Origin of the sequence: Paenibacillus shunpengii, assembly GCF_042684905.1 — a bacterium.
Lineage (GTDB): Bacteria > Bacillota > Bacilli > Paenibacillales > Paenibacillaceae > Paenibacillus > Paenibacillus shunpengii.
The window spans coordinates 18,706-40,261 of sequence record NZ_JBHUMJ010000008.1 but is presented as its reverse complement, the minus strand read 5'-3'; the positions used below and the strand labels follow the sequence as shown (position 1 = coordinate 40,261).

The window sequence follows — 21,556 nt, the reverse complement described above, 5'->3', positions numbered from 1 at the left end:
ACTAATCGAGACAGGTGATGTCCATGCGCTGGAACGCTTTGAGCTTTTTAAGCAAAATAACGATCTTCGTCCTCCTGCTGAGCACGATTCCTGTCATTTTCATCGGTGTATTTGCTTATGTTACCTCTACTCAGGAGATACAGCGGAACGTCAACAGCAGTAAGATGCAGCTTATTTTGCAAATTAATTCCAATTTAGAACAAAAGCTTGTGACTGTCAACCACACCCTTAATCAGGTAGTCAGCTCCAGTGTGCTTAAAAACGCTCTTCAAAGCCCACTTTTTGTAACCGATTTCAAAACCTATAATGATCTCCGCACCGAAGTCCGAAACATGCAGTCTTTTGAAACCAAGCTCGATGATGTTGTACTTATCAATTTCGACCAAAACTGGATGATCAAAAACTCAGGTCTCTACCGTTTCAATGATTACCCCCTGGCCGACGAGATTCAAGGTCTCCAAAATATGAAGGAGAATTCAGGCTGGACTCTTACTCCGTCGAAGTGGTTTTATAGTGAGGAGAATGCGAACGGTGCCAACTGCCAGTACAATATCAGCCTAGTTAAAAAGCTGCCCGCCACCGGAATTGAGAAATCCGGTCTTGCGATCGCCAATATCCCCTCCTGTGAGCTAAAGGACTTTATTCAAAAGGACGGTGATTCAACGGAAGACATTATCATCTTAGATGCCAATGAACGTATCCTGTTCCATTATGATCAGGAACTGATCGGGAAGCCCTTATCTGAGAGCGGACTCCATGCCGAAGGCAAGCTCGAGCAGCCGTCAGGACAGTTTACAACCGAATTGTCAGGTCAAGATTATGCGGTATCTTATTATCGTTCCGAGCTTAATGACTGGACCTATTTATCGGCAACCTCCATCCAGAGTCTTACTCAAAAATCTTCACAAATTGGAACCTACACTCTACTGATGTGTCTGGCTCTGCTGCTTATTTCCGTTGGAATGGCCTTTCTTGGATCAAGACGCATTTATTCACCTATCCGTAGATTACTGAATGAGCTAGGGCTTAGACCAGATCGTAACGAATTTGAGCATATCGGGGCTGAAGTGTCGGACTTATTCCAGTCGAAGTCAAGGCTTGAAAAGGAGCTGCATCAGCACATCCAGCAGGTTAGAACCTTCTATCTAACCAAAGTATTCACAGGCCAGTTCAAATCAAATGAGCTCCTTCACAAACTCGAGCAGTATGGTTATGGCAAACAAATGAACGAATGGCGCACGATGGCTGTCCTGACCATTCAGATTGATTTTACAGAGCAAACCCGATATGAGAAAAAAGACCTTGAGCTGCTATTGTTTGCCGTGCAAAATATGCTGGAAGAGCTTGTCTCACAGAAAGAACGTCTCACTCCAGTCATAATAGACCATACGATCGTTCTGCTGGTTGGCGGTGAAGAAACGGATGATACCGTATTTAATGCTTATCTCTACTCCTTAACAGAGGATGTTCAAAACCATATTGATCAGGTTCTTGATCTATCAGTGAGCATCGGGATCAGCTTACCTGTGGAATCTTTTCATGGTATTTCCATGGCATATCGGGAGGGGCTGGAAGCACTCAGACACCGAATTAAGCTCGGTAAAGGCATCGTTATCCAATATCAGGATCTTAATGATGGTAAGCACTACGTGAACCTGTCTTATCCTGCACAGCTGGAGAATGAGCTGATAGAGGCGATCAAGCTGGCAGATGAACGAAAGGCTCGGGACACTTTTGATCAACTGCTTAACTGTATCTTCGACCTTGAGCTCCTTCCCCATGAATATCAAATACCAATTACTCGGCTGCTTAATAATCTTCTGCTGATGATGCAAGAGTCTGGAATTAGCGTACATCATATCTATCATGAGAAGCGCTCTGTCTTTGAAGATATTCTGAAGCTGGACACCGTTGATGAGATCCGTAATTGGTTCTGGTTCAAGCTCATTCTTCCTATCGTTGGTGTATTCCGTAATCGCCAAAATACTCAATATCATCATATTTCTGAGAAGATCATTGACCTTGTACAGAATTATTATGATACAGATCTAACGTTAGAGGAATGCGCCCATCGACTTCACTACAATGCCAACTATCTCAGCAGTGTTTTTCGTAAAGAAACGGGCTGCTCTTTCAGCGAATACTTGACCAATTATCGTTTTAGTATGGCAAAAAAATGGCTGACAACGTCCGATATGTCCATCAAGGACATCGCAACCAAACTAAGGTACAACAATTCACAAAACTTCATTCGCTCTTTCCGAAAATTAGAGGGCGTCACACCCGGACAATATCGTGAAGACAGAAAAGCAATCTAGCGCTAAGGAGACGGATAGTCGTCTACTAGTGCTAGATTCTTTACAGTAGATGCTTAATATAGACAAAAACAGGTAAATTGTGATACTACTAGATGTATACTTTGAAATCTATTGGAGGTAGATATGAATCTTAAGTATCAAATGCTAAAATCTTTGATTGTAAGCATCCTTGCCTTCTGTCTTATCGTTTCTGTTGTTCTAATTCCTCGTCAGCTTGAACTAAGTATTCAGGATTATAAGATCGTAGCCGAGGAGCCCTCTCTTACTCTAAGTCAGTATACAGCCCATGTTAGTGAATTTTTCAAAACAGCGATCGAGAACGGAAGCTTGGGGGAATCGAGATATTCTGGCCATTCTTCAGAATCAGAGGCATTAAAAGCAATGGGCAGAAGCCTGCTGGTGATTGTGACAGCATTGTTAATTGGCTTGATCTTTGGGATCTTAAAAGGAGTTATGGATTACCGTCTCTCCAAAACCAGATTGAACTTGCTCGGCAATTGGACAACCTGGATCATCAATGCCATCCCCGATTTTTTCCTTATTTTACTTATCCAATGGTTTATTATCAAAAATGTTCCCTTTATTCGTTTCTTTGCGACCGATGGATGGCAGGGCTTTATCATCCCTTCCTTACTAGTATCCATCTATCCGATTGTCCAGATTGCACGACTTACCTCCGCTTCCTTAACCTCACAAGAAAATAAATTATACATCAAATTAGCCAGGGCTAAGGGACTTCGCGAGTGGGTTATACTGTGTAAACATATGTTAGCTAATGGTATTATTACAATCTTAACCCATCTTCCAGGGATGCTCGTATTCATTCTTTCAAATCTGCTAATGGTCGAAATCTATAGAAGTTACCCTGGGGCAGCGTACCGCTTATCCCAAGCCCTTGATTACGATACTCAAGTTGGAACCGGAAACAATTATGAACCTGGCGTCATTATCTATATTGTGCTTTACTTCATCCTGCTATTTTTATTGGTTCAATGGATCGCTGCTGCGGCTCGCCGATATTTCGATCGTCAATAATACATAAGAAAATATGAGATTTAATATTTAAGTTACATAGATAGTTAGAGTTTGAGGTGAGCAGATTGCGAAAGAATATTCCCTTGTTAATCGGTAGTATATTGTTAGGCTTGCTTCTATTTGTGATGTTTATTGGCCCTCACCTTCCATTTATAGATAAGAATTTGAGCCAGGAGAGATACCGTATGGATGCATTTAATAAGCTTGAACTTCCTGCGTTCGAAGCATCCGAGAAGAATTGGATCGGAACTGACAAAAAAGGAGTCGATAATTTAAGTAAGATTGTGATTGCAGCCAAAGAAACCATATTCATTGTTATCATAATTACTTTAATTCGCTATATAATCGCAATCCCACTTGGACTATTATCATGCAAAAAGAAAGGATTCTTTCACCATGTAATTAACGCATTGAATCAATGTTTTTCTTTCTTGCCACCTGTTTTTGCAACAGCCTTACTACTAGCTATTCCTTTTCTTCTCTTTACTGATCTCCGCCTGTTATGGTCCATTCTCATTCTTGCTGCCGTGGAAGCGGGCCGTGTTGCCTATACAATTCAACAACAGGCTAATCAATTGTCCAGGGAAAGTTATATGGAAGCTGGGATTGCGTTAGGACTAAGCTCTAGAACTCTAGTGAAGAACTATTACATACCTGCACTGTTACCAGAGTTGATCGTTAATTTCTGCATTGATTTAGGCAAAGTCATGCTTCTTATAGGACAGTTATCTATTATCAGTATCTTTCTTTCACATGAATGGAGAGAGGTCGACTATTATACTAACGAATTTGTCCAAACCGGCTTAAATTGGGCAGCTCTTCTTGCAAGTCACCGTCACGAAATTTTTCGAAGCCAATTTGGTTTTGTCTTTTACCCAGCATTTGCCATGATGTTCACCATCGTCACCTTTAATCTGCTTGGTGAAGGATTGCGACGCCATTATCAATCTACGCGTATATAGCAGGCAATCTTCCTTGATATCCAGTTTGTCCAATACAAAAAAGAGGAACATTACTACTGTAATGTTCCTCTTTTACGATGCCGGTGAAGGGACTCGAACCCCCACGGTTTCCCTCACGATTTTGAGTCGCGCGCGTCTGCCAATTCCGCCACACCGGCTTATTTAATTAAAGCGTGCCCTAAGAGATTCGAACTCCTGACCTTTTGATTCGTAGTCAAACGCTCTATCCAGCTGAGCTAAGGGCACATATTATCTAACATGCGGAAGACCAGACTTGAACTGGTACGATAGTCACCTACCGCAGGATTTTAAGTCCTGTGCGTCTGCCGATTCCGCCACTCCCGCTTAATATCAACGATTCGCAACGTACTTTACTCGCTTCATTCGCTTTACTCTCCGTCGGCACAACGTTATCCCCTACGAACAAGTAACGTGTGGACTTTTATACGTTCAGCTTAGCGACCGTCTAACGTGCGTTTCAACCGGAACATTTAAGATCATATCACGGCCTGTACTTCGATGTCAAATACTTTTTCGAATTTTTCTGCGCGCATATTAACCTCATCTTATTCGTCATATATCGGTGGGCGGTGGGTATATCAAAGCTATAAACGACGAAAAGGGAGCCACCCGTTTCCAGGTCGCACCCTAGCGCAATCGCGTAGGCGATCGCTTTACCCCAGCGTATGCAGCCGGGCTTGTATTTATTGTGTGTCCTCTAAATAAATTGTTGCCGTCTCCCCACCGCCAAACATATTCGAATGGACAACTAGGCGAAGGTCGGTCGTATTTTTAGGAATTTCAAACGTTACTTCTCCGTTCTCCGATAGTCCCGGATTAATCTCACCGCTAATCGTATTAGAGGAATGTGCGAAAGTATTATAACCGTCTGTTAGTTCAATTAACGTTGTATAAACGGTTATTGGCTCTCTCGTATCATTCGTTACACTCCCGCTAAAGGTAACGATGTCACTTTCGTCCCCTTGTTCCGATACCTCGAAACCGTCAAACATAAACGTATACTCTCCAACGGTTACTCGATCACCTAACGTAAGGTTTTGTGAGATAGGCGCGTTAGAAGACGTAAAGGATGGACCGTTATTGTCAGCGGCTAATCTTACCGCAATTATTACTATGATTGCTGCAACGATTGCTATTAATATGTATAGATTCTTACGTGGGAACTGTCGTGTACTATCTTCCATATGTATACTTACTCCTCCCATTAACAGAAAATGGACCTACTACCATAAGTATACGATACACTTAGGTAATAGGTCACGTAAAATTAACTATTTTCAGTTTTATTAAATGTGCTATAAATACCGAATCCCATCAACGAATAGGTCAGAAGATCGACGCCTAATTGCCACATTCCCATATCGGGAGCAACTCCGTTATTCGCGAGAATCTGATAAACGAAACTAACTACCGCAGCTACAAACATCGGATTCTTAACTCGCTCTTTCATCGTTTATTTTCCACCTTTCGTTGTAATAGTCGCTGTCTTCGTTTTGTTATCCCACGCGATAGCTGCGCTGTAATACTCCGCAACTTCGCGCAAGGGTACGTAGACTGTTCCGTCAATTAATACGCCGTCCTTCGCTTTCTTCGCGTCGATGACTACGTTTGCTTTATCTACGCGCACGTCAGCCGCCTCCTTAACTCGCGCTTTTAATCCGTAAACTTCAACGATGCCGGCAACGATTGCCTCCGCACATTTACGCCGATAAGCATCCGTCTTAAGTAGCGCGGCTTCTACGCGATTATCCATAAAGCCGCATTCAACGAGGATCGCCGGCATCTTCGTTTCGCGTACCATGTGCAAGTCGCCCGTCTTAACTCCGCGATTACGGCGCCCTGTTTTCGCAATGAGCTGCGCCTGGACTGCGTTCGCGAGTTTAACAGACGCGGTCGATTTCGTAGAGTAAACGAATGTTTCGATTCCTTCCGCGATCCCCCACGTTCCGGCCGCAGCATTCGCGTGAATTGAAACGAGAATATCGGCGCCCCAAGCGTTAGCGATCTTAGTTCGCGTATTCAATAGAACGTCCGTCTTACCCGTTACATCGTGCGTAAATTTCGTTTCAACTCCGTCATAAGCCGCAAGCATTTGCGCAACGTAATTCGCAACGACCGAGTTGAATTCCCATTCGCGCATGGAACCGTCAGGGCAGCGCTTGCCGAACGTGTAATAGCCGTGGCCTGCGTCAATTACGATTTTCATCGCGTTCCCTCCCTTCCGTTGACTACCGATTTGATATCGTGAACATCGAGCGCCAAAGTTTCGTACTGACTTGCGAGTGTTTCAAAGCGTGCCGTCAAGTCTTCCGCGAGCGTCATCAGGCGGTCCTCGCGATCTTTTGCTTCGTCTTGGATGCGGACCTCACGTTCGCGTGCTTCTGTTTGAATGCGTTCTTCACGCGCTTTCGCCTCGTCTGACAAGCGGCGTGCTTCGCGTAATTGATACAAAAAGAGCGCAACAAAAAGGACGGCGAATATACCGTCCTTAAGAGCAGCGTTTATGAGTGCGGTATCCAGCGTCTACACCTCCTCAGATAGCTGATCGATTATCTTCCATAAATCAATTTCTCGGTATTCGTTAGCGGGCTTGCCTGGAGCAAACTCCGGTGACTCAGACATAAGTAAGTGATAGTGCTCTCCTGATATTGTAACGTTAAAACTTTGAAGTACGCCCCCTGTCCCGTCGTAATAAGCAATCCTCACGTCAATCCTAGATTGTGGTTTTGATTCGTATATTTCCTCTAGTGCTTCAAATGCCACAGGAACATTTATTTCCGTTGCCCTAGTTACTTTGATCGTTTTTTCCGATTCTCTCATGTGACCTCTCCCCATTAATTATTAGGAACAATTTGATACGACAAGTTAAACCACTTTGATAAATGCTGGTTATATACAAACGTAGCCATAATGGTAGAATTGTAAGTAGCCTGCCTCGGGAAATCAACGGGCAATTGAATGTCAGGGGAGAAATTTAAGTTCAGGGGAGATGTGCCTGATCCTGACCTCAACATTAATGTAATTACTTTATTGTCTTGATTGCTATTCGCAAATGAAATAGGCTGCGAGTTTCCCCCCATGCCAAACAAATCCCAAACATAATGTAATCTTAAGTCGATGACACCGTTTGAAGTTACGTCCTGGAAAGCATATCTACCCGTGTATCGTCCCGTTATCTCGACCCATTGATAGCCATTATAGAACAATTTCAAAGTGGACCCTATTCCTTCATACACAGGTCTAGTCAAAGAGAAGTTTCCAGAGTTAGCAATATAGGTGAAATTATCGTTAATTAATATCTCAACGATCTTCCCTTTAATCGCTCCGTCCAGGCTTGTAATATTAGTTGTTACAGTATTAGCCGTTCTAAATAACGTCTTCTCACCTTGAACACTAGGTGTAGGACTGTTAATAGAAAGTACTGACACAAGTTGTTCAGCGTTTATATTCTCGTTGTTGTAAGAACGGCCTCTTTGAACAACAATATCCCTGTCTGAAACGTTATTACAAACTACTACGGTATCTTTATTTACAATTCCTTCGTCGTTTCTTTTAACAAAAACTCCGGCTAGGTTTGTAGATATAGGTTCAGTTCCATAATAAAAATTATCGACCCCAACCCTAAAAATAGAATTGTCTGAAATCTTGGCTTTAATTGGGTTGCTGCCAAGTTCGATTCCATTTTTACTAGTACCATCAATCGCATTATCGCTAATGGCAAGTGAACACGCATGATGTGTGTTGCTTATGTCTGTAGTTTCAACGTATACAGCACTAGACGGAATTCGCTGACCGCACCATGCAATTGCATTGTCACTAATTTTCATCACACGGTAATCTAAAATCTTTATCGACTCAAGCCCGGCCTCAAAAAGATCATTGCTGCTAATAATTGCAAAGTTAGATTGCCTGATGTAAATGTTATGCTCTTTAATTGGACTGCGATTGCTACGCGCATCATGGAAGAGTATGTTGTTCGTTATAATTATTCCGTCTTGCCCTTCAAAATGGAGATGTGTGACGCCACGCTCATAGTAATAAGCTTGACAGTTTGACACTTGCCAATCCCCATGTTGATGGTACACCCATTTTGGATCGCCTCCAGCAACCCACGGAATCCAGACTGTTTTTACGCAATAGTCCACATCATAAAATACACAATCCGAGATTCTTACTCTTGCGGTTTGCTGATAAGGGATTCCGTAATCTTTTGGAAAACCGAAAATCCCTGCAACGTAATTTTCGAAATAACAGCCTGCGATAGATACAACACGAGTATTGCTGATTTTGATTGCTGCATCTTTATCAGGATCACTACTAATAAACTTTATATCTTTAATTACTGTGAACAAATCTTTAATATTATTACTAGATGGGTTGGCTCTTTCTACGCTTTCAACTAAGATTTGTCCGTCGACAACTCCACCGCCTGTAATTCTAATATGCATGGAGCTGATTTTAACGACATCTATTTTGAAGGTGTAACCTTCTGGAATCCAAACAGTTCCTCCCCGGTCTCCGTATTCTGATTCGATGTAATCTATGGCCGATTGCACCGCCCCTGTGTCGTCAGTAACTCCATCACCAACGGCACCAAATAAGGGCCACGTAACATTGACTCCGCGTTGCTTGAACTCCTCATCGACCTTAACGAGTGCAGTGTTAAAATCTTCCACCTTCCATGGTTCTTGTCTCGTCCATTGTTTTAAATTCATGTTAGAAGTATTTATGATAACCTTCCTCCCAAATAAGGAAATAAAAATCTTTTGGAGAGTTCATCACCGGTGTATTGCTCCGCTTCCTCACCGGTCAATCCGTAATCCTCGATCTCACCCCACGTTAACCACGTTGGAACGAACTCGTGCTCAAGATGCGCCGGCAGCACCGCGTTAACTTCCCGTTCCATTTCCGCAATGTTCTCTGGCACTCCGCGCTTACTCCATATCGTTGTTGCCACGCGAAATTCATTCGGTTTCTCCTCGACCGTGCAATCGTAAAACTCGTTAACAATCCCGGTAAACTTCGGCAGTGTCACCGTTCCGATTCCGCGTCTACGCTTAATCACTTCGGACCGTCGCGCTTCAAGCGATTTAGTCCGATCCGTCACGATTCCGCACTCCGCTTCAAACCGCGTAATACCGATGTCCGTCGCAGTCTCCGGATAAAACTCGAACACTAACGCTTCAACTAGCGCATGTAGACGCGTTGCCTCGCTTGCTTCCGCCTGGATCATTGCGCTGACTACCGGAAAATCACCGTAATATCGCGGCAAATAATCGGTCATTTCGGCGCGTATATCACGGTCAGTACGATACGCTTCCATCCGAGTACTAACGGTTATTTTCGCGCTAATCGTGCGGTATTTCTTAACGTCAAGAACCGCGGCCTTGGATGCGGATGTATTCGCGGAAGCAATGCGCACAACTCTCGTCTGTTTAGCGCTGATAGATGCAGCGGTGATAACGCTTGACTTCGCGAATTGACGCTTAATAGCGGTTGAATCCGCTACTGTTCCCGAAGAAATCACCGCAGTACTTGCGGACGTAACGCGAATAAGGCGACCGCTTAAAGTCGCCTCTGATACGCTATTACTTGCGATAGTAATTTCCGCCAACTATAACGCCCCCTTAGTCGAGCGTCACCGTAATATCGCCCGCGTTTATCTTAATCTGATCGCCGGACGGTACGGATTTACTCGTAGTCAGCACGGACGAAAACAGGAGATTGCCGCCAGTCACCGCGTCAAAGAGACCGATATGCGTAACCGTTCCCCATGCCGCAGTAGCTACCGGAAACAATACGTCGGCCGCCGTTGCTGTCGCGCCGATTGTCGCGGTATTAAACGTAACTGCTTGCCTTGCGTATGCACCTCCGCTTACTTCCGTTCCTGTTCCCGCGTCAGTCGGATCGGACGTAAAAAGCGCAACGTAAATTCCAGCCGGAACCGTGTACGCTGTGCCTTTCAAAACGTGATTAAGGATTCTATTTTCAAGATAATCGGACATTCCCGGCATCTTATTTCCCCCTATTCGGACACGACAATAGCGCCCATAACCGCGACTTGATCCTCGTCGATTAGGACGTTACCCGTTCCGTTATTTATCGTTAAATTCTCGTAGTCGATTACGTCTTCCGCATTAAGTATCGCCTCGCCCACTTTCGAATACCGGACAACTCGATCGTTAAACGCGAGCCCTTCGAGATAAGCGCGCACATTCGACCGGACCTGCTCAACGGTGGTATTAACGTCTGCTCCGTCTCTTAGCGTAAGGACCATCCGCAAGTTAACGAGCACTTCTTCAACGCCAACAACCGTAACCGCTGCGTTAAGTGGACGCTGACTCTCGATATACGCTGCCGCTTCGTCAATAACGTTCTGGCTCGGCGCGGTCTTGTCATCCGCAAGTAGCGATACTTTAACGGTGCCAGGGCCGTTCCATGCCCGGAATATACGCGCATCAAATACGCCGGCAATTTGTTTCGCCCACCGACGGTAATCCGCTTCGTTGCCGGTTGTGGCCGGCGTTTGTACGTCTTCGAGATAACGCTGCAGAAACGCTTCGTCCGTCTCCTCATCGAATCCACCGCTTAGTGGTTGCGGATTATTTACTGCGATAATCCCGTTTAGCTCACCGTTAACGAGCGTAATTGTTCCGGGGCCGACATTGCCTGACACACCGCCTATCTGCGCCTGAATCATTACGGTAACTGCGCCACTATTTCCGATCGTTGCCGCTTCCGTTGTTTCGAACGCGACAGGCGCCTCGCCTCCGGTTGATAGCGTCGTACCTTCCGGAATCTCCGTTCCTTCCGGACCCGTAAACGCAACAAAACCAACGGCGACAACCGCTGCCTTCTTCGTTAAGCCCCGTTCCCTCGCGCGCATTTCGAGGTAAGGACCGTATGATGTTTGCGCGAATCCGAGGTTAAGCACGGTATCCAATGCGATATAGGCTTGCGCTAATTCAGGTGATATTTTTGATTGCATATCGTAAATAACGGAGCCCTGTCGCTTATCAAATCCGTCTTCATACGTGGATAGAATCCTTGTCAATATTGCTTCATTAGTTTGCGATTCGAAAGCCAATTATAACGTCACCTCCATGCCGAATGCGCCGAGAACGGAAGTTACAGTAAACTCAACGTACACGGCGTCGCCTTCCTGCGTAATGACGAAGTTATCCACCGCGCTGATTCGGTCGTCGTATATTAACGCCTCAGTTATTGCGCGTGGTATTTCCGCAGCTAGTAATTCAAACGATGAATCGCCGCCGAGTACGTCTTCGAGTTCAGATCCGTAGTCGTCGTCGTAAATTAAAAAGCGACCACGCGCAGTGCGGATCGCTTTGAGTATAAATTGTTTGAGCGCTTCGATTCCGTCAACCAATCCGCCAATATTTCCGTTCGAAAAGTCGAGCGAATACGTCTTTGACGGAGCGATTGTCTGGACTAACGTATTGCTCTCCGTTTCTGCCGCCGTAACCGCAGTTTCTGCGATTGGACTAAGCGCCATTTAAAATCACCGCCTTATCGAGTACAACGTAAGATTGGCCGGCCTTTATTGACGCAACGATAACGCGATCTCCGGCTTTAAGCGGAGACTTAACGGTGACTTTAGCGGAAGATGCCGCAATGTTCCCGAGTCCGTGTGAGTGAGACGGCGAACCTGCGCTTGTGGTGCCTCCGCTAACCGGAAAGCTGAACGATATCTCGCGTTCAATGTCCGTTAAGTGCTCCGCGATGATTATGTCGTCCGCTTCGAGTTCAATCTTCATGTTGTCGATTTGAATGCGCAGATTCGGAAGCGGTGCGAGTACGGTTGCCAGTTCGATGTCTACGTCCTTGTTGTAGCCGAGCGTTTTAATCACACCGCTGAGCTTCGCAAATCCGGAACCTTCGATTATTTCGTTCAATCCTCCGTCACCTCCACGTAATCAAGTTGCGGTAAGTCATCCGTTTTCGATATCGTAACGTCCATTAGGTGCGTGCCGTTTTCAAACGTATGCGTATCGGCCGTTACGTAAAATCCGCCGATAAGCTTCGTCATATCTTCGAGCACGTATACCGATGAGCCCGTTACGACTTCGATAAGTCCGAGCGCAGTTACCGTTGCTTCTTCGTTTGGCTTGCTGAGTTCCTTTAATTTCTGCGCTGCGAGCTGATTGATTTGCGATTGGTTCGAATCCGAATCGGCCGTTTCCGTATGCTGCATCGTTCCGTACAACTTAACCGCGCTATCGTTCTTAACCGTAGCTGACAGCGGTTTATCTTTATCGCCGCCCGTAACCTTAACGACAGTGCGCGTTTCCTCTATCGATTGAGTCCGCGAGGCTCCCGTTATATTAACGCCGTTTTCGAGTATCCAACGGACGATAATATCCTTGCGCTCGGCCATGTATAACTTGCCTTTACGCGAATAAACGTACAGGCGCTTACCGTTCTGTTTACGCGTCTCTGTAAACGCAGTAACGAGCATATCCCATAACGTCATGTCGCGTAGAATCAGCTTCGGAATAACGTACCCGGACGCTGCAAAAGTGCCTGCGCTAATATCGAACGCCTGGCACAACTGCTTCGCGATAGCCGTCGCCGTCATCTTCGTAAACTTGCGCGTATCCGAGTTCTTCGTAAGATACACGTTCTCATCGTACGCGGTAATCGACATGCGTCCGGAATGGTCAATCGTAGTACTAAAAATAACGCCCCGGAAGACCTCCGCGCCGTTTACGTGAAATCGTATTTCCTTGCCGAGCTCGAACGTTACCGCCTGCATTTTACCGTTAATCGTATTAGATAACGTAACGATAAGCGTACGATAAGGAAGCGGAATATCGCCCGACCACTTGACGCTCTGAACGATGGGATCGATGTAGCGACCGCCGTATTCAATGTTATATTCCGTTGCCATTACGGGATCACCAGCTTCGTTCCGACTTTCAGCGCGTTAGGATTCGGGCCAATTGCGGATTTATTAGCGTCATAAATCTTGCGCCAGTCGTCTCCGTTCTTGTAGACTTTCTGCGCGATTTTCCATAGCGAGTCGCCGGACTTAATCGTATACGACTTCGGCGTCGTCTTCTCGTTAGGACGCTGCTTCTCCGCCTTCTTCGCGGCGGATGACGTGGACTTAGCCGTGGTATCCGAGGTCTTACGGAACGACACGAATACGTACTCTTTCAATGTTAACGTATAATAGATATCGCCAGGCTCACCGCCGCGTTCTTCGTATGTGAAACTCCGGATAGTGACCGCCAGATTAATTGGCGTATTCGTAACGATGAAGCGCACCGGTTTACCCGACCGTTGCCAACGTTCGATCATCTTAACGGTCTCCCACGGATCTTTTAAACGCGGATGCTCGCAGAAGGACGGATTATAATCGCGTGGGAATAACGAAGAAAACGAGTATTCGCGCAATCGGTTATTTCCGATAACGGTATACTCGCCTAGTTGCGTAACGTCTATGTCCGTGAATCCGTGCGTTGATGTTGCGGATAGTGACCGGGGATTAACCGGCAACCAAAACACTTCTGCGTTATTATTAAACTTGAGCCAAAACTGCGGCCGTTGTCTTACCGTCATTTACCGTCCTCCTTTACACTGCGAGTTGTCGCGCTAGTTCCGTAGCAATCGCTTCAATATCCGAATCATTACGCACATGGAACGTGTTGCCCGTTATGAGTACTTGGCCTGCGCCTGAGCTTCCGTTGCCGTCTCCGCGATATTTGCGCGCTTCGGTTGCGTTAAGGACCATTTCGTCCTTGTGTAATAACGTTGGATAACGGTGGTATGGAACGCGGTCGAGTCCGCCGGAATGCGGTATTGCATTTTTCATGAAATTTAAGTTCGACTTAGTGATTTGTTGGGCCGGTGTCTCCGAAAGCAGGTTGAGTGGTGTGCCGCTCTTATTACCGAGCTTATTTCTACGTTCAGCTTTAAGACGAGCGCTGTCTTCTTCGGCGTAACCGCCCATCCATTCAGGCAGTACGTCACCAGTAAAGTCAAAGACCTTATTAACTACGTCGGTCTTGAGTGTGCTCTCTACAGCAGTAATAGGTGCTTGACCAATCCCATCCAATATGCCCTTTACGAGCGCAGTACCCATGCTTACACCGATAGCTGCAATTCGAGGAACCGCCGCTTCAAGTGTTGAAAGCATAAAGCTTGTCACATCACCAGTAAGTTCTCTAACTCCTGCCTTACCGCTAGATGCCCACCAGTCGTCAAATAAGTCTTTGATCTTACCAAAAGTAAAATCAACCTTTGCTGAAAGTGTAGGCAAATTACGGAACTCAGGGTTATCAATAAAGTTTTCCATTAGATATCTCTTAGCGCCATTGACCGCATCTTCCATTGCCTTAGTAATCGCGGGCGAATATTTGTTAATGAAGTCTGCCGCTGCATTAGCGAGATCCTTAACGATTGGCAATGTCGGAAGCATTGCGGAGATTTGTAACGTTTCCCATGCGCCTTTAAACTGCTCAACCGCACCGGCTGCGTTATTCATTTTCTCTCTCGCAACATCTAGCGCAGTTACCTTAAGCATCTCGTCGTAGAACTTTTTAACGCCCGCCGCACCTTCTTTATAAAGGATATTTGCTGCACGAATACCGTCAGTTCCGAACAAATCGCGCAATGCGTCTTGGCGTTCACGTGCGGTTAGATCGCTTAAAGTGGTACGCAAAACTCCGGCAATCTCGTCAAGCGACTTGAGCTCGTCGGAAGCGTTGTAAAACAGGTTAGCGCCCTTGTTCGTCATGATGCCGAGATCCATCATAGCCTCGCGCGCTCTCTTCGTAGCCGGCGATAAATTCAGGAGCATCGACTTAAGTGACGTACCTGCATCCGATCCCTTGAGACCGTTATTCGCGAATAATCCAAATGCAGTATTCGTATCCTTAAACGACATCCCGACGCCATCGGCTACCGCACCGACTGCCGCAAGTGAATAGCGCAATTCGTGTACGCCTGTTGCCGACGCATTCGCCGTTCCCGCAAGAATATCCGCTGCTTGAGCCGCCGTTAATCCGTCCTTCTTAAACGCGTTAAGTGACGTAGACATAATCTCCGCGGCTTCCGCTAGTTCGAGAGAACCGGCCGTTGCGAGATTAAGCGCAGCATTAAGAGCGCCCGCTTGAACTTGCGCCGGCGTTATTCCCGCTTTTAATAGTTCCTCAATACCTTTCGCAGCCTCTAGCGCGGAGTACTTTGTTTGCGCGCCTTGTTCTAGTGCGAGCGCCTGCATCTTCTTCATTTCCGCCTGAGTCGCGCCAGTTAACGCCTTAATCGTAGACATTTGCGCCTCGAAATCCATCGCTTTATTTAACGATGAGTATCCGAGGTAGCCGGCAGCTCCGACGCCGATAGCTCCGATACCTAACGCGCCGCCTGCCGCCATTTTCGATAAGCGTCCGAGCATGCCAAGCGCGTTTTTACCTGCGTTACCGAGTCCATCGAGTGCAGCTTTTTGTTTGTTGATCGCGTTAACGGATCTACTTGTATCCTGCGTGAGACGAGCGTTAGAATCACGTAATTTATCAGTTGTATTACGGTAATTATCTGTCGATTGTTTAACTTGGCGGAGTTGCCGTTCAACGTCTTTAAGCGGAGAAGTCATTTCGTCCTTAAGCTTGAGTTTCGCAATCAGATCAAATGCTATTGTTGTCTCCTCCTTTCCACATCAATTCGTCGCGCTTCTGCCTCTTCTTCTTCAAAAATCAACTGCATTGACGCGAACATAAAGAGTTGGTGCCGCCGATCCTTTGAATAAACTTCATCCGGCGGAATATGATGACGCTGGAATATTGCATGCAACAATCCGGCCTCACCTCCCGCCTTGATTAGTTTTTTACATCTTCAATCGTCTCTTCTTCTTTTCCGTAGCCGGACAACGCTAGAATCTTTCCGACAAGTCTCGTAACTTCACCGGGCATTAACGCTTTGATTACGCAATCCGCCGAATCAGTCGCTTCGTAATGTTCGCGAAGGCTCTTATCGTTGAATGCTGGATCAACGCAACCTAGTGCAATTATTGCGGCGTTATGAAGCTGATCGTCGAGCTTGTCGCCAATTGTTGCCTGATCTCCAGCGCGCTTAATTTCCTCAAAAGACAACGGTCGAATCGTGAATTTAACGCCTAACCGCTTCATGTTTACCTCTTCTTTAATGTCCTTACTTGCGCCGAGTAGCGCCTGTAATGCTGATGCCATCTATAATCAACCTCCCGGTTATTTTCGAAATTAAAAAGGCGAGCCGAAGCCCGCCGCGTATATTAAGCGTTAATCTTATCGAGTAGCTCAGCGCCTGAGAAAACAAACGTAAGCTCTTGTTTTACTGTCGTACCGTGCTCGTATCCGGCTAGTGGAATGTTATCGAAAGTTACATTTTTCAAGCGCGCACGATAGGCGCCGTGTGCCGCTGGATCGTCGAGAACAACGATTAACTCCGTGAAGAATGGCACGCTTCTGTCGTTGGCTATCGCCATAATCTTCTCGATGAAATTCGTTGTTACGAGAAACCCGTTTGCTGCACCGGAACCTTTGAGCGTTGTCGGTTTGTGACCGAGCCAGCGCGTTCCAGATACCGGAATTTCCTCCATACCGATTGCGATATTAGCTGTTACGCCGGTCACGTTAGTCAGCCAGTTTCCGTCAGCATCCAGGAGTTTCCCGAAGCTGCCGTCTATTGTCTTGGTCGGGTCTAGCATTTAACCACTCCTTAAATGTTGATAGTTAGGAAGATGCGCTCCATCGAATCAATCTCAACGTAACTAAGCGCAAGGAACACGGAGTCGCCAACGCTCGGCCGTTGCGGATCAAGCGTTACAACTGGATCAGCGAGTACGCCTTCGCGCTCAAGCGTTTCGAGGTACGCTTTAATCGCGACGATTAGCGTCGCCTGACCGTCTGCGTTGTTGTTGAGCTTACCGATGTAACTATCCGCAGCCGTTTTCGCAATGTCCGTTAGGATCGCTTGGCGCGCGCGAATTGTGCGGATTTTCTTCTTGGATGTGGTCAGTCCTTGCTCGACTTTGACTTTCTCGCCGTCATGAACCAACACCAAAGAACCCGCCTGCAGAGCCGAGTTGATTTGCGCATTTGTCAGACGCTTGTTGACGTCATCGAGCGGAGCTTGCTTATACGTAATAGCCGCGTTAATTGCTGTTCCTGCGATGGCTCCCGCAAGCCATGGCGCATATTTAGCGGATTCGTACGTTACACCGTTAACTACGCCGCCTACGATTTGATTGACGATGTAATCATCCGCATTCAGCGTTGTGCGCGCGTTGCCCGCCGTTGGGTCAGCGTCATTGGCCGCGGTGCCGCCGATTACCGCCATGAAGTGTTTACCTTCGTCACGATTGCGAATTACCCACGTCTTAGTCGCGGCCTGTTCCGATACGGACGATTCGCCATCGAATACGAATACGTTAAATGGACGCGTATCAAATGCGTCACGCATTGCGGTGTAATCTGCGGCCGCTGGCGTTGCCGGCATCGTGTATACGAGAACTTCCTTTGCGCCGCCTTGTAGCGCGAGTAATACCGAGCCGATATTCGCTGATCCAAACAGTTCGGTCGCTTCCGCTTCCGTTGAAACCGTGAAGAACGCCTTCTTCGTAGCTGAACCGCTATTTAACAGCGGAATTGCGACAGTACCGCGTGCTCCTCCGCTGATTTGCGCAGCGGCTGCGGATTTAAAGATCGCATAAATACCTGGGCGAATCGGTAATGCCGTTGGGTCCCAAGTTCCTGCCATTCGTTTCCCTCCCAAAATAAAAAGAGCGCCCGTGATGGACGCCCTCTGAGTTATTCAAATCTTGTGCCTATGTGGTTGATCTTCTGCCACGATTTCTGCGGTATTGCCTCGCGAACATTACCGGTTAATATCCCGATACACGCGTGCATGCCGCTCTCCATCTTAAATGGCTGCGAATATGCGAAGGACTCTACGCGGTAAGGTCCGATAGAGTCCGTTGAGTAAACGTATTTACTTAGCGCATCCATGACGGGCAATATCGCCTGCGGAGTCTGCGCGAAATAGATGACTTGATACTCGCGATCAATCCGGTAATGTACGCCGGTCTCCTTTTCGCGGTCATCGTCAAGAAACCGTATAACGAACGTATCATGAGCGGGTTTATCCGGCACCGTTTGCTTCTCGTACTTTGCCGCTGGATACTTCGCCTTGATAAACGCTTCAATCGCGACTATTTCATCGAGTAATGCCACCGTTACCACCCCGCCTTATCGAGTCCGTTGCGTATTTCCTTTTCGATGTCCTCGGCCCACTTCTGCTCGTTCTTCTTACCCGGAATCTCCAAGAACTTCTTCTCGGTGCCCGGCGTAAGCAGGTTCGCACCGCCCGCATCATGTTCGTGAATATAGTACGCATAGTTAAAGCGTCCGCTCTTCGACTGGACCGTAGCGTTCGCGCTAATCTCGCCCGTCATGTTAAGGCCGCCTTCTTCCGTAATGTCCCCGACCGTTATCGAACGGCGCAACGTCGCTTCGTCAATTGGCGCGATATCAACGGATTCCGCTCTCCATTCGTCGAGTGCGTCGTGCAAACCGATACGCGCAGCATTAGCGGCAACTTCCGGAGACTTCTCGATAAGTTCCGCGAGCTTCGATATATCAAACTCGAAGGATAACGACATTACACGTACACCTCCGTGATAATTGGCTTACCGTTAAGCATGCGTTTCGGTTCGATAGCCAGCGGACTCCGTTCGATCGTATCGCCCAACTCGTTCGTATACGTAATGACGTCGTCGTAACGTACGTCCGGTAGCTTATCGAATATAATCGTCATGCTTGATACGGCCTCTTCGCCGACCTGATTCTTAACGATTTCAGTGCGTTCAGATACGCGCACCTTATGCGTAATACTCACGCCTGGGACTGACCCGCCCCAACCGTCTGACGTGCCCGGCTTCGTAACGATAACCGTTTGTTTTAGCGGTATGATCGCCATTAGGGAATCAACCTCCCTACTTTTCTCAGTAGAGGGTTGACTCCGTTTTCTGCTCCGATGAGGGCAGTGGCGACCCGTGGAATAAGTTTAGACAAGTCGTGATCCGGACCGGATACCGACGAGTCTTTATAGTCAAAACTGCCGACTTTATCGAGCGTAAACCCCGTAATGCCGTGCTGCGCCAACCGGTTCGTATCGTTAAACACAACCGCAAGTACATTCGCAAATTCGTATACGGCCGCGTCAGGTATCGTATAGGTCGGATATTTCACGGTAAGCGTGCGAGATGCGACGTTAACTATCCGTTGTTTTTTCGCCTCGTCTGCGTCCGTCCAATCCTCGATATCGATACAATTCGCGCTGATATAATCGTTTGCGTCCGCTACGTTAACCATCGCTTATCACCGTTCCCTCCGTTATTATTCGGAGGCTTTGGCGGCGCCTTTGCGCGGTTTGGCGGCGGGCTTAACCGTTTCCTCCGGTACAGTTTCCGAAATTAAATAGCCGTAGTCTGCTACGAGGATCTTAGCGATGCTCTCGTCTTCGACTACGGCTTCTCCATTATTGAACTTTACGCCCAACGTAATACCTTCGTAGTTGGGATTTGGTGTCTTAATTTTTGGCATTCAAGTACCTCCGTAATATTAGACAATAATTCCGGAAAGGCGAGCTGCAGATTTACCGTCAAACAGGGCCATGCCGCAGTAAAACTCAATGCGAGTACGGTACGCTGGTTTTTCTTGAAGTTCACCGAGGTCTTGAACCATCACGCCGCCGTTTGTTAAACCAGATACATACTCATCCGCACCGAATTTAACTGCGTAGATTGAAGTTGTATTTGACGCTGTGCCTGACGTCTCGGTATGTCCGATAATTTTTGTGCCAGAAGCATTTTCACCGGCATCGAAAATTGGGACATTATTATAAGTTGTGACTGGCACCCCAAAGGCATCAACACTTTGGTGGAAATAGCCAAGCTTACGCGCGATCGATTGCACTTTGATTAGCGTCTTAGAGTCCATAAATAAAGCATCCGCACGACCGCGTGTTTGGTAGATCAGCGCATCGAGCGCTTCCAAGAACAAATTCGCGTTAGCCTCATCTCGCAGATCCAGCCCGTTTGTCGCTGCGTTAATTACCTGCGAGCCAGTAAGTCTTTTCTTAAGCCCGTCAAATGACTTCGCATCTACCGCAGTGTCCCCATTAAAGAAGGTATCCTGGAACTTATAGGCAGCCGCTTTCGTTTTAAGTGCGGTTTGAACTGCTCTTTGATCGTTTACATTAGAGCGTGTTTGCTGAATGAATTTGTCTACGTCAGCATCACCGCCCAAAATAACGAGACTCTCAGTAACCGGGTTTACAGTTCCCGTTGACTCAGTGTAACCTTCGTTTACATTACGAAAAGAAATTCCAGGTAAGGTCGCTTCACGGTTGTACGCATATGCGTTCCCCTCAATATCCATGAAAGGCATCATTTGAAGTACCGGTGCTGACTGTACAAAAGTATTGATAACTCCCTTTTGAAGAACATTTGTGGAAAGTTTTGCGGATTCAAGTAGTGTAATTGCCATTAAAATATTCGCCTCCGAATGTTATTATTTTGTTTTTTCGCTATACGCTAATGACATCAATTCTCTTGCGCTAAGCGTACTCGTATCTATTGCTGAGTTATTCGTGCTATTCGTGTCTTTCCCAATCCCTCGATTTTTCGGCTGCTCAACGAGAAACGGTTTATTTTCGATCAGCGCCTTAACAACGTCTTCTACGCCGACTGCGTTCCCCTCGTCATCGACCGTTACCGCGGATAGGTCTGCGAGTTTCAACGCGTCATCGATCGCATCTTTACGTACGTTCAGTTCGCGAGCAAGCGCTCGGAACTCCGCTTTAATCAAGCGCTGGTTAGCGGCTGTTAACGCCTGATCACGCTCGGCTTTCGCTTCATCTGCGGCCTTAAGCGCTTCGGCTTTCTCGGCTTCGAGGCGTTCGTGCGCGGACATTTCCGCTTTCTTACGTTCCTCTTCCGCCTGTTCAAATTCCGTGAGCTTCGTTTTCAACTCGTCGTAATCTCCGAATTTCTTCCGTTCGCGCGATAATCTATCTGTGATCAAGCGGTCAACTTCGTCCTGCGTAAATGTCTTCGGTGGCTGCGGATCAGCCGGCGGGTCTTGCGGCGGAGTTGGTTCCGGGTCCTCTGCGAACAATTGAAGATTAAGCGGAAATCTAACGTCGTTTTTCATCGTATAT

At 46.9% G+C, this 21,556-nt stretch carries 28 protein-coding genes and 3 tRNA genes; 3 read left to right on the top strand and 28 right to left on the bottom strand.

All coding sequences use genetic code 11. The features are described 5' to 3' along the window. The first annotated feature begins 23 nt into the window (after window positions 1-23). The 3 genes from ACFSVM_RS20430 to ACFSVM_RS20420 all read left to right on the top strand — a co-directional run bounded on the left by ACFSVM_RS20430 (window position 24) and on the right by ACFSVM_RS20420 (window position 4,315). Window positions 24-2,318, top strand: a complete 2,295-nt coding sequence (locus ACFSVM_RS20430) for a helix-turn-helix domain-containing protein (RefSeq protein WP_076314971.1) — start codon at window positions 24-26, stop codon at window positions 2,316-2,318. 123 nt (window positions 2,319-2,441) lie between these two features. After that, window positions 2,442-3,353 (top strand): ABC transporter permease subunit, encoded by a 912-nt coding sequence (locus ACFSVM_RS20425; protein ID WP_379264213.1) that lies wholly within the window; start codon window positions 2,442-2,444, stop codon window positions 3,351-3,353. Window positions 3,354-3,538: 185 nt separating this feature from the next. Further along, window positions 3,539-4,315, top strand: a complete 777-nt coding sequence (locus ACFSVM_RS20420) for an ABC transporter permease subunit (protein WP_379264211.1) — start codon at window positions 3,539-3,541, stop codon at window positions 4,313-4,315. Window positions 4,316-4,393: 78 nt separating this feature from the next. Here the strand turns inward: ACFSVM_RS20420 and ACFSVM_RS20415 are convergent. The 28 genes from ACFSVM_RS20415 to ACFSVM_RS20280 form a co-directional block, all read right to left on the bottom strand. Next, a tRNA-Leu gene (locus tag ACFSVM_RS20415) sits at window positions 4,394-4,473 on the bottom strand. A 14-nt stretch (window positions 4,474-4,487) separates the two neighbouring features. Then, a tRNA-Arg gene (locus ACFSVM_RS20410) sits at window positions 4,488-4,561 on the bottom strand. A gap of 13 nt (window positions 4,562-4,574) precedes the next feature. Further along, a tRNA-Leu gene (locus tag ACFSVM_RS20405) sits at window positions 4,575-4,660 on the bottom strand. 359 nt (window positions 4,661-5,019) lie between these two features. Continuing rightward, window positions 5,020-5,520 carry a DUF4352 domain-containing protein gene (locus ACFSVM_RS20400; RefSeq protein ID WP_379264209.1) on the bottom strand — a complete coding sequence of 167 codons (501 nt, stop codon included), beginning with the start codon at window positions 5,518-5,520 and terminating at the stop codon, window positions 5,020-5,022. An 83-nt stretch (window positions 5,521-5,603) separates the two neighbouring features. After that, complete coding sequence (locus tag ACFSVM_RS20395; protein ID WP_379264207.1) at window positions 5,604-5,786, bottom strand: hypothetical protein; 183 nt, start codon at window positions 5,784-5,786, stop codon at window positions 5,604-5,606. A 3-nt stretch (window positions 5,787-5,789) separates the two neighbouring features. Continuing rightward, complete coding sequence (locus ACFSVM_RS20390; protein ID WP_379264205.1) at window positions 5,790-6,542, bottom strand: N-acetylmuramoyl-L-alanine amidase family protein; 753 nt, start codon at window positions 6,540-6,542, stop codon at window positions 5,790-5,792. Next, window positions 6,539-6,841 (bottom strand): BhlA/UviB family holin-like peptide, encoded by a 303-nt coding sequence (locus tag ACFSVM_RS20385; RefSeq protein ID WP_379264425.1) that lies wholly within the window; start codon window positions 6,839-6,841, stop codon window positions 6,539-6,541. The genes ACFSVM_RS20390 and ACFSVM_RS20385 overlap by 4 nt, the downstream gene beginning before the upstream one ends. 18 nt (window positions 6,842-6,859) lie before the next feature. Beyond that, window positions 6,860-7,156 (bottom strand): hypothetical protein, encoded by a 297-nt coding sequence (locus tag ACFSVM_RS20380; RefSeq protein ID WP_379264203.1) that lies wholly within the window; start codon window positions 7,154-7,156, stop codon window positions 6,860-6,862. Window positions 7,157-7,170: 14 nt separating this feature from the next. Then, window positions 7,171-9,012, bottom strand: a complete 1,842-nt coding sequence (locus tag ACFSVM_RS20375; RefSeq protein ID WP_379264201.1) for a right-handed parallel beta-helix repeat-containing protein — start codon at window positions 9,010-9,012, stop codon at window positions 7,171-7,173. Between the two features lie 50 nt (window positions 9,013-9,062). Then, window positions 9,063-9,863 carry a putative phage tail protein gene (locus tag ACFSVM_RS20370; protein ID WP_379264199.1) on the bottom strand — a complete coding sequence of 267 codons (801 nt, stop codon included), beginning with the start codon at window positions 9,861-9,863 and terminating at the stop codon, window positions 9,063-9,065. Between the two features lie 100 nt (window positions 9,864-9,963). After that, entirely contained in the window at window positions 9,964-10,341 is a 378-nt protein-coding gene (locus ACFSVM_RS20365; RefSeq protein WP_449290224.1) for a phage tail fiber protein, read from the bottom strand. A 20-nt stretch (window positions 10,342-10,361) separates the two neighbouring features. Continuing rightward, window positions 10,362-11,423 carry a baseplate J/gp47 family protein gene (locus ACFSVM_RS20360; protein ID WP_379264195.1) on the bottom strand — a complete coding sequence of 354 codons (1,062 nt, stop codon included), beginning with the start codon at window positions 11,421-11,423 and terminating at the stop codon, window positions 10,362-10,364. Further along, complete coding sequence (locus tag ACFSVM_RS20355) at window positions 11,424-11,849, bottom strand: DUF2634 domain-containing protein (protein WP_379264193.1); 426 nt, start codon at window positions 11,847-11,849, stop codon at window positions 11,424-11,426. Next, window positions 11,839-12,249, bottom strand: coding sequence for a DUF2577 domain-containing protein (locus ACFSVM_RS20350; protein WP_379264191.1), 411 nt, complete (start codon window positions 12,247-12,249; stop codon window positions 11,839-11,841). Before ACFSVM_RS20350 ends, ACFSVM_RS20355 begins: the two co-directional genes overlap by 11 nt. Next, window positions 12,246-13,244, bottom strand: a complete 999-nt coding sequence (locus ACFSVM_RS20345; protein WP_379264189.1) for an XkdQ/YqbQ family protein — start codon at window positions 13,242-13,244, stop codon at window positions 12,246-12,248. The genes ACFSVM_RS20350 and ACFSVM_RS20345 overlap by 4 nt, the downstream gene beginning before the upstream one ends. Next, window positions 13,244-13,918, bottom strand: coding sequence for a LysM peptidoglycan-binding domain-containing protein (locus ACFSVM_RS20340; RefSeq protein ID WP_379264187.1), 675 nt, complete (start codon window positions 13,916-13,918; stop codon window positions 13,244-13,246). The genes ACFSVM_RS20345 and ACFSVM_RS20340 overlap by 1 nt, the downstream gene beginning before the upstream one ends. A 13-nt stretch (window positions 13,919-13,931) precedes the next feature. Further along, window positions 13,932-15,734 (bottom strand): phage tail tape measure protein, encoded by a 1,803-nt coding sequence (locus ACFSVM_RS20335; RefSeq protein WP_379264423.1) that lies wholly within the window; start codon window positions 15,732-15,734, stop codon window positions 13,932-13,934. Between the two features lie 257 nt (window positions 15,735-15,991). Next, window positions 15,992-16,153 (bottom strand): hypothetical protein, encoded by a 162-nt coding sequence (locus ACFSVM_RS20330; RefSeq protein ID WP_379264185.1) that lies wholly within the window; start codon window positions 16,151-16,153, stop codon window positions 15,992-15,994. A gap of 23 nt (window positions 16,154-16,176) precedes the next feature. Next, window positions 16,177-16,545, bottom strand: coding sequence for a phage tail assembly chaperone (locus ACFSVM_RS20325; RefSeq protein WP_090723151.1), 369 nt, complete (start codon window positions 16,543-16,545; stop codon window positions 16,177-16,179). Window positions 16,546-16,607: 62 nt separating this feature from the next. After that, the gene (locus tag ACFSVM_RS20320; protein ID WP_379264182.1) at window positions 16,608-17,042 is read right to left on the bottom strand and encodes a phage tail tube protein; all 435 of its coding nucleotides are present in this window, start codon (window positions 17,040-17,042) and stop codon (window positions 16,608-16,610) included. Between the two features lie 11 nt (window positions 17,043-17,053). Beyond that, window positions 17,054-18,094, bottom strand: coding sequence for a phage tail sheath subtilisin-like domain-containing protein (locus ACFSVM_RS20315; RefSeq protein WP_379264180.1), 1,041 nt, complete (start codon window positions 18,092-18,094; stop codon window positions 17,054-17,056). Window positions 18,095-18,144: 50 nt separating this feature from the next. Further along, the gene (locus ACFSVM_RS20310; protein WP_379264178.1) at window positions 18,145-18,567 is read right to left on the bottom strand and encodes a hypothetical protein; all 423 of its coding nucleotides are present in this window, start codon (window positions 18,565-18,567) and stop codon (window positions 18,145-18,147) included. 2 nt (window positions 18,568-18,569) lie between these two features. Continuing rightward, window positions 18,570-18,839, bottom strand: a complete 270-nt coding sequence (locus tag ACFSVM_RS20305) for a hypothetical protein (RefSeq protein ID WP_379264177.1) — start codon at window positions 18,837-18,839, stop codon at window positions 18,570-18,572. 155 nt (window positions 18,840-18,994) lie between these two features. Further along, complete coding sequence (locus tag ACFSVM_RS20300; RefSeq protein WP_379264175.1) at window positions 18,995-19,312, bottom strand: hypothetical protein; 318 nt, start codon at window positions 19,310-19,312, stop codon at window positions 18,995-18,997. After that, complete coding sequence (locus tag ACFSVM_RS20295) at window positions 19,312-19,707, bottom strand: hypothetical protein (protein ID WP_379264173.1); 396 nt, start codon at window positions 19,705-19,707, stop codon at window positions 19,312-19,314. Before ACFSVM_RS20295 ends, ACFSVM_RS20300 begins: the two co-directional genes overlap by 1 nt. 24 nt (window positions 19,708-19,731) lie before the next feature. Then, the gene (locus tag ACFSVM_RS20290; RefSeq protein ID WP_379264171.1) at window positions 19,732-19,938 is read right to left on the bottom strand and encodes a hypothetical protein; all 207 of its coding nucleotides are present in this window, start codon (window positions 19,936-19,938) and stop codon (window positions 19,732-19,734) included. A gap of 18 nt (window positions 19,939-19,956) precedes the next feature. After that, entirely contained in the window at window positions 19,957-20,883 is a 927-nt protein-coding gene (locus ACFSVM_RS20285) for a major capsid protein (protein ID WP_379264169.1), read from the bottom strand. Between the two features lie 24 nt (window positions 20,884-20,907). Next, on the bottom strand, window positions 20,908-21,549 hold the full coding sequence (locus ACFSVM_RS20280) for a phage scaffolding protein (RefSeq protein WP_379264167.1): 642 nt from the start codon (window positions 21,547-21,549) through the stop codon (window positions 20,908-20,910). Between the last annotated feature and the right edge of the window lie 7 nt (window positions 21,550-21,556).

What these genes read in the sequence shown, in the direction of transcription:
- ACFSVM_RS20420 (WP_379264211.1), top strand. Translation starts at nt 3,539, where the DNA reads ATGGATGCATTTAATAAGCTTGAACTTCCTGCGTTCGAAGCATCCGAG.
- ACFSVM_RS20300 (WP_379264175.1), bottom strand. Translation starts at nt 19,312, where the DNA reads ATGGCGATCATACCGCTAAAACAAACGGTTATCGTTACGAAGCCGGGC.
- ACFSVM_RS20380 (WP_379264203.1), bottom strand. Translation starts at nt 7,156, where the DNA reads ATGAGAGAATCGGAAAAAACGATCAAAGTAACTAGGGCAACGGAAATA.
- ACFSVM_RS20295 (WP_379264173.1), bottom strand. Translation starts at nt 19,707, where the DNA reads ATGGTTAACGTAGCGGACGCAAACGATTATATCAGCGCGAATTGTATC.
- ACFSVM_RS20425 (WP_379264213.1), top strand. Translation starts at nt 2,442, where the DNA reads ATGAATCTTAAGTATCAAATGCTAAAATCTTTGATTGTAAGCATCCTT.
- ACFSVM_RS20430 (WP_076314971.1), top strand. Translation starts at nt 24, where the DNA reads ATGCGCTGGAACGCTTTGAGCTTTTTAAGCAAAATAACGATCTTCGTC.
- ACFSVM_RS20390 (WP_379264205.1), bottom strand. Translation starts at nt 6,542, where the DNA reads ATGAAAATCGTAATTGACGCAGGCCACGGCTATTACACGTTCGGCAAG.
- ACFSVM_RS20365 (WP_449290224.1), bottom strand. Translation starts at nt 10,341, where the DNA reads ATGTCCGATTATCTTGAAAATAGAATCCTTAATCACGTTTTGAAAGGC.
- ACFSVM_RS20280 (WP_379264167.1), bottom strand. Translation starts at nt 21,549, where the DNA reads ATGAAAAACGACGTTAGATTTCCGCTTAATCTTCAATTGTTCGCAGAG.
- ACFSVM_RS20325 (WP_090723151.1), bottom strand. Translation starts at nt 16,545, where the DNA reads ATGGCATCAGCATTACAGGCGCTACTCGGCGCAAGTAAGGACATTAAA.
- ACFSVM_RS20315 (WP_379264180.1), bottom strand. Translation starts at nt 18,094, where the DNA reads ATGGCAGGAACTTGGGACCCAACGGCATTACCGATTCGCCCAGGTATT.
- ACFSVM_RS20320 (WP_379264182.1), bottom strand. Translation starts at nt 17,042, where the DNA reads ATGCTAGACCCGACCAAGACAATAGACGGCAGCTTCGGGAAACTCCTG.
- ACFSVM_RS20335 (WP_379264423.1), bottom strand. Translation starts at nt 15,734, where the DNA reads ATGGCGGCAGGCGGCGCGTTAGGTATCGGAGCTATCGGCGTCGGAGCT.
- ACFSVM_RS20340 (WP_379264187.1), bottom strand. Translation starts at nt 13,918, where the DNA reads ATGACGGTAAGACAACGGCCGCAGTTTTGGCTCAAGTTTAATAATAAC.
- ACFSVM_RS20285 (WP_379264169.1), bottom strand. Translation starts at nt 20,883, where the DNA reads ATGGCAATTACACTACTTGAATCCGCAAAACTTTCCACAAATGTTCTT.
- ACFSVM_RS20290 (WP_379264171.1), bottom strand. Translation starts at nt 19,938, where the DNA reads ATGCCAAAAATTAAGACACCAAATCCCAACTACGAAGGTATTACGTTG.
- ACFSVM_RS20355 (WP_379264193.1), bottom strand. Translation starts at nt 11,849, where the DNA reads ATGGCGCTTAGTCCAATCGCAGAAACTGCGGTTACGGCGGCAGAAACG.
- ACFSVM_RS20400 (WP_379264209.1), bottom strand. Translation starts at nt 5,520, where the DNA reads ATGGAAGATAGTACACGACAGTTCCCACGTAAGAATCTATACATATTA.
- ACFSVM_RS20395 (WP_379264207.1), bottom strand. Translation starts at nt 5,786, where the DNA reads ATGAAAGAGCGAGTTAAGAATCCGATGTTTGTAGCTGCGGTAGTTAGT.
- ACFSVM_RS20345 (WP_379264189.1), bottom strand. Translation starts at nt 13,244, where the DNA reads ATGGCAACGGAATATAACATTGAATACGGCGGTCGCTACATCGATCCC.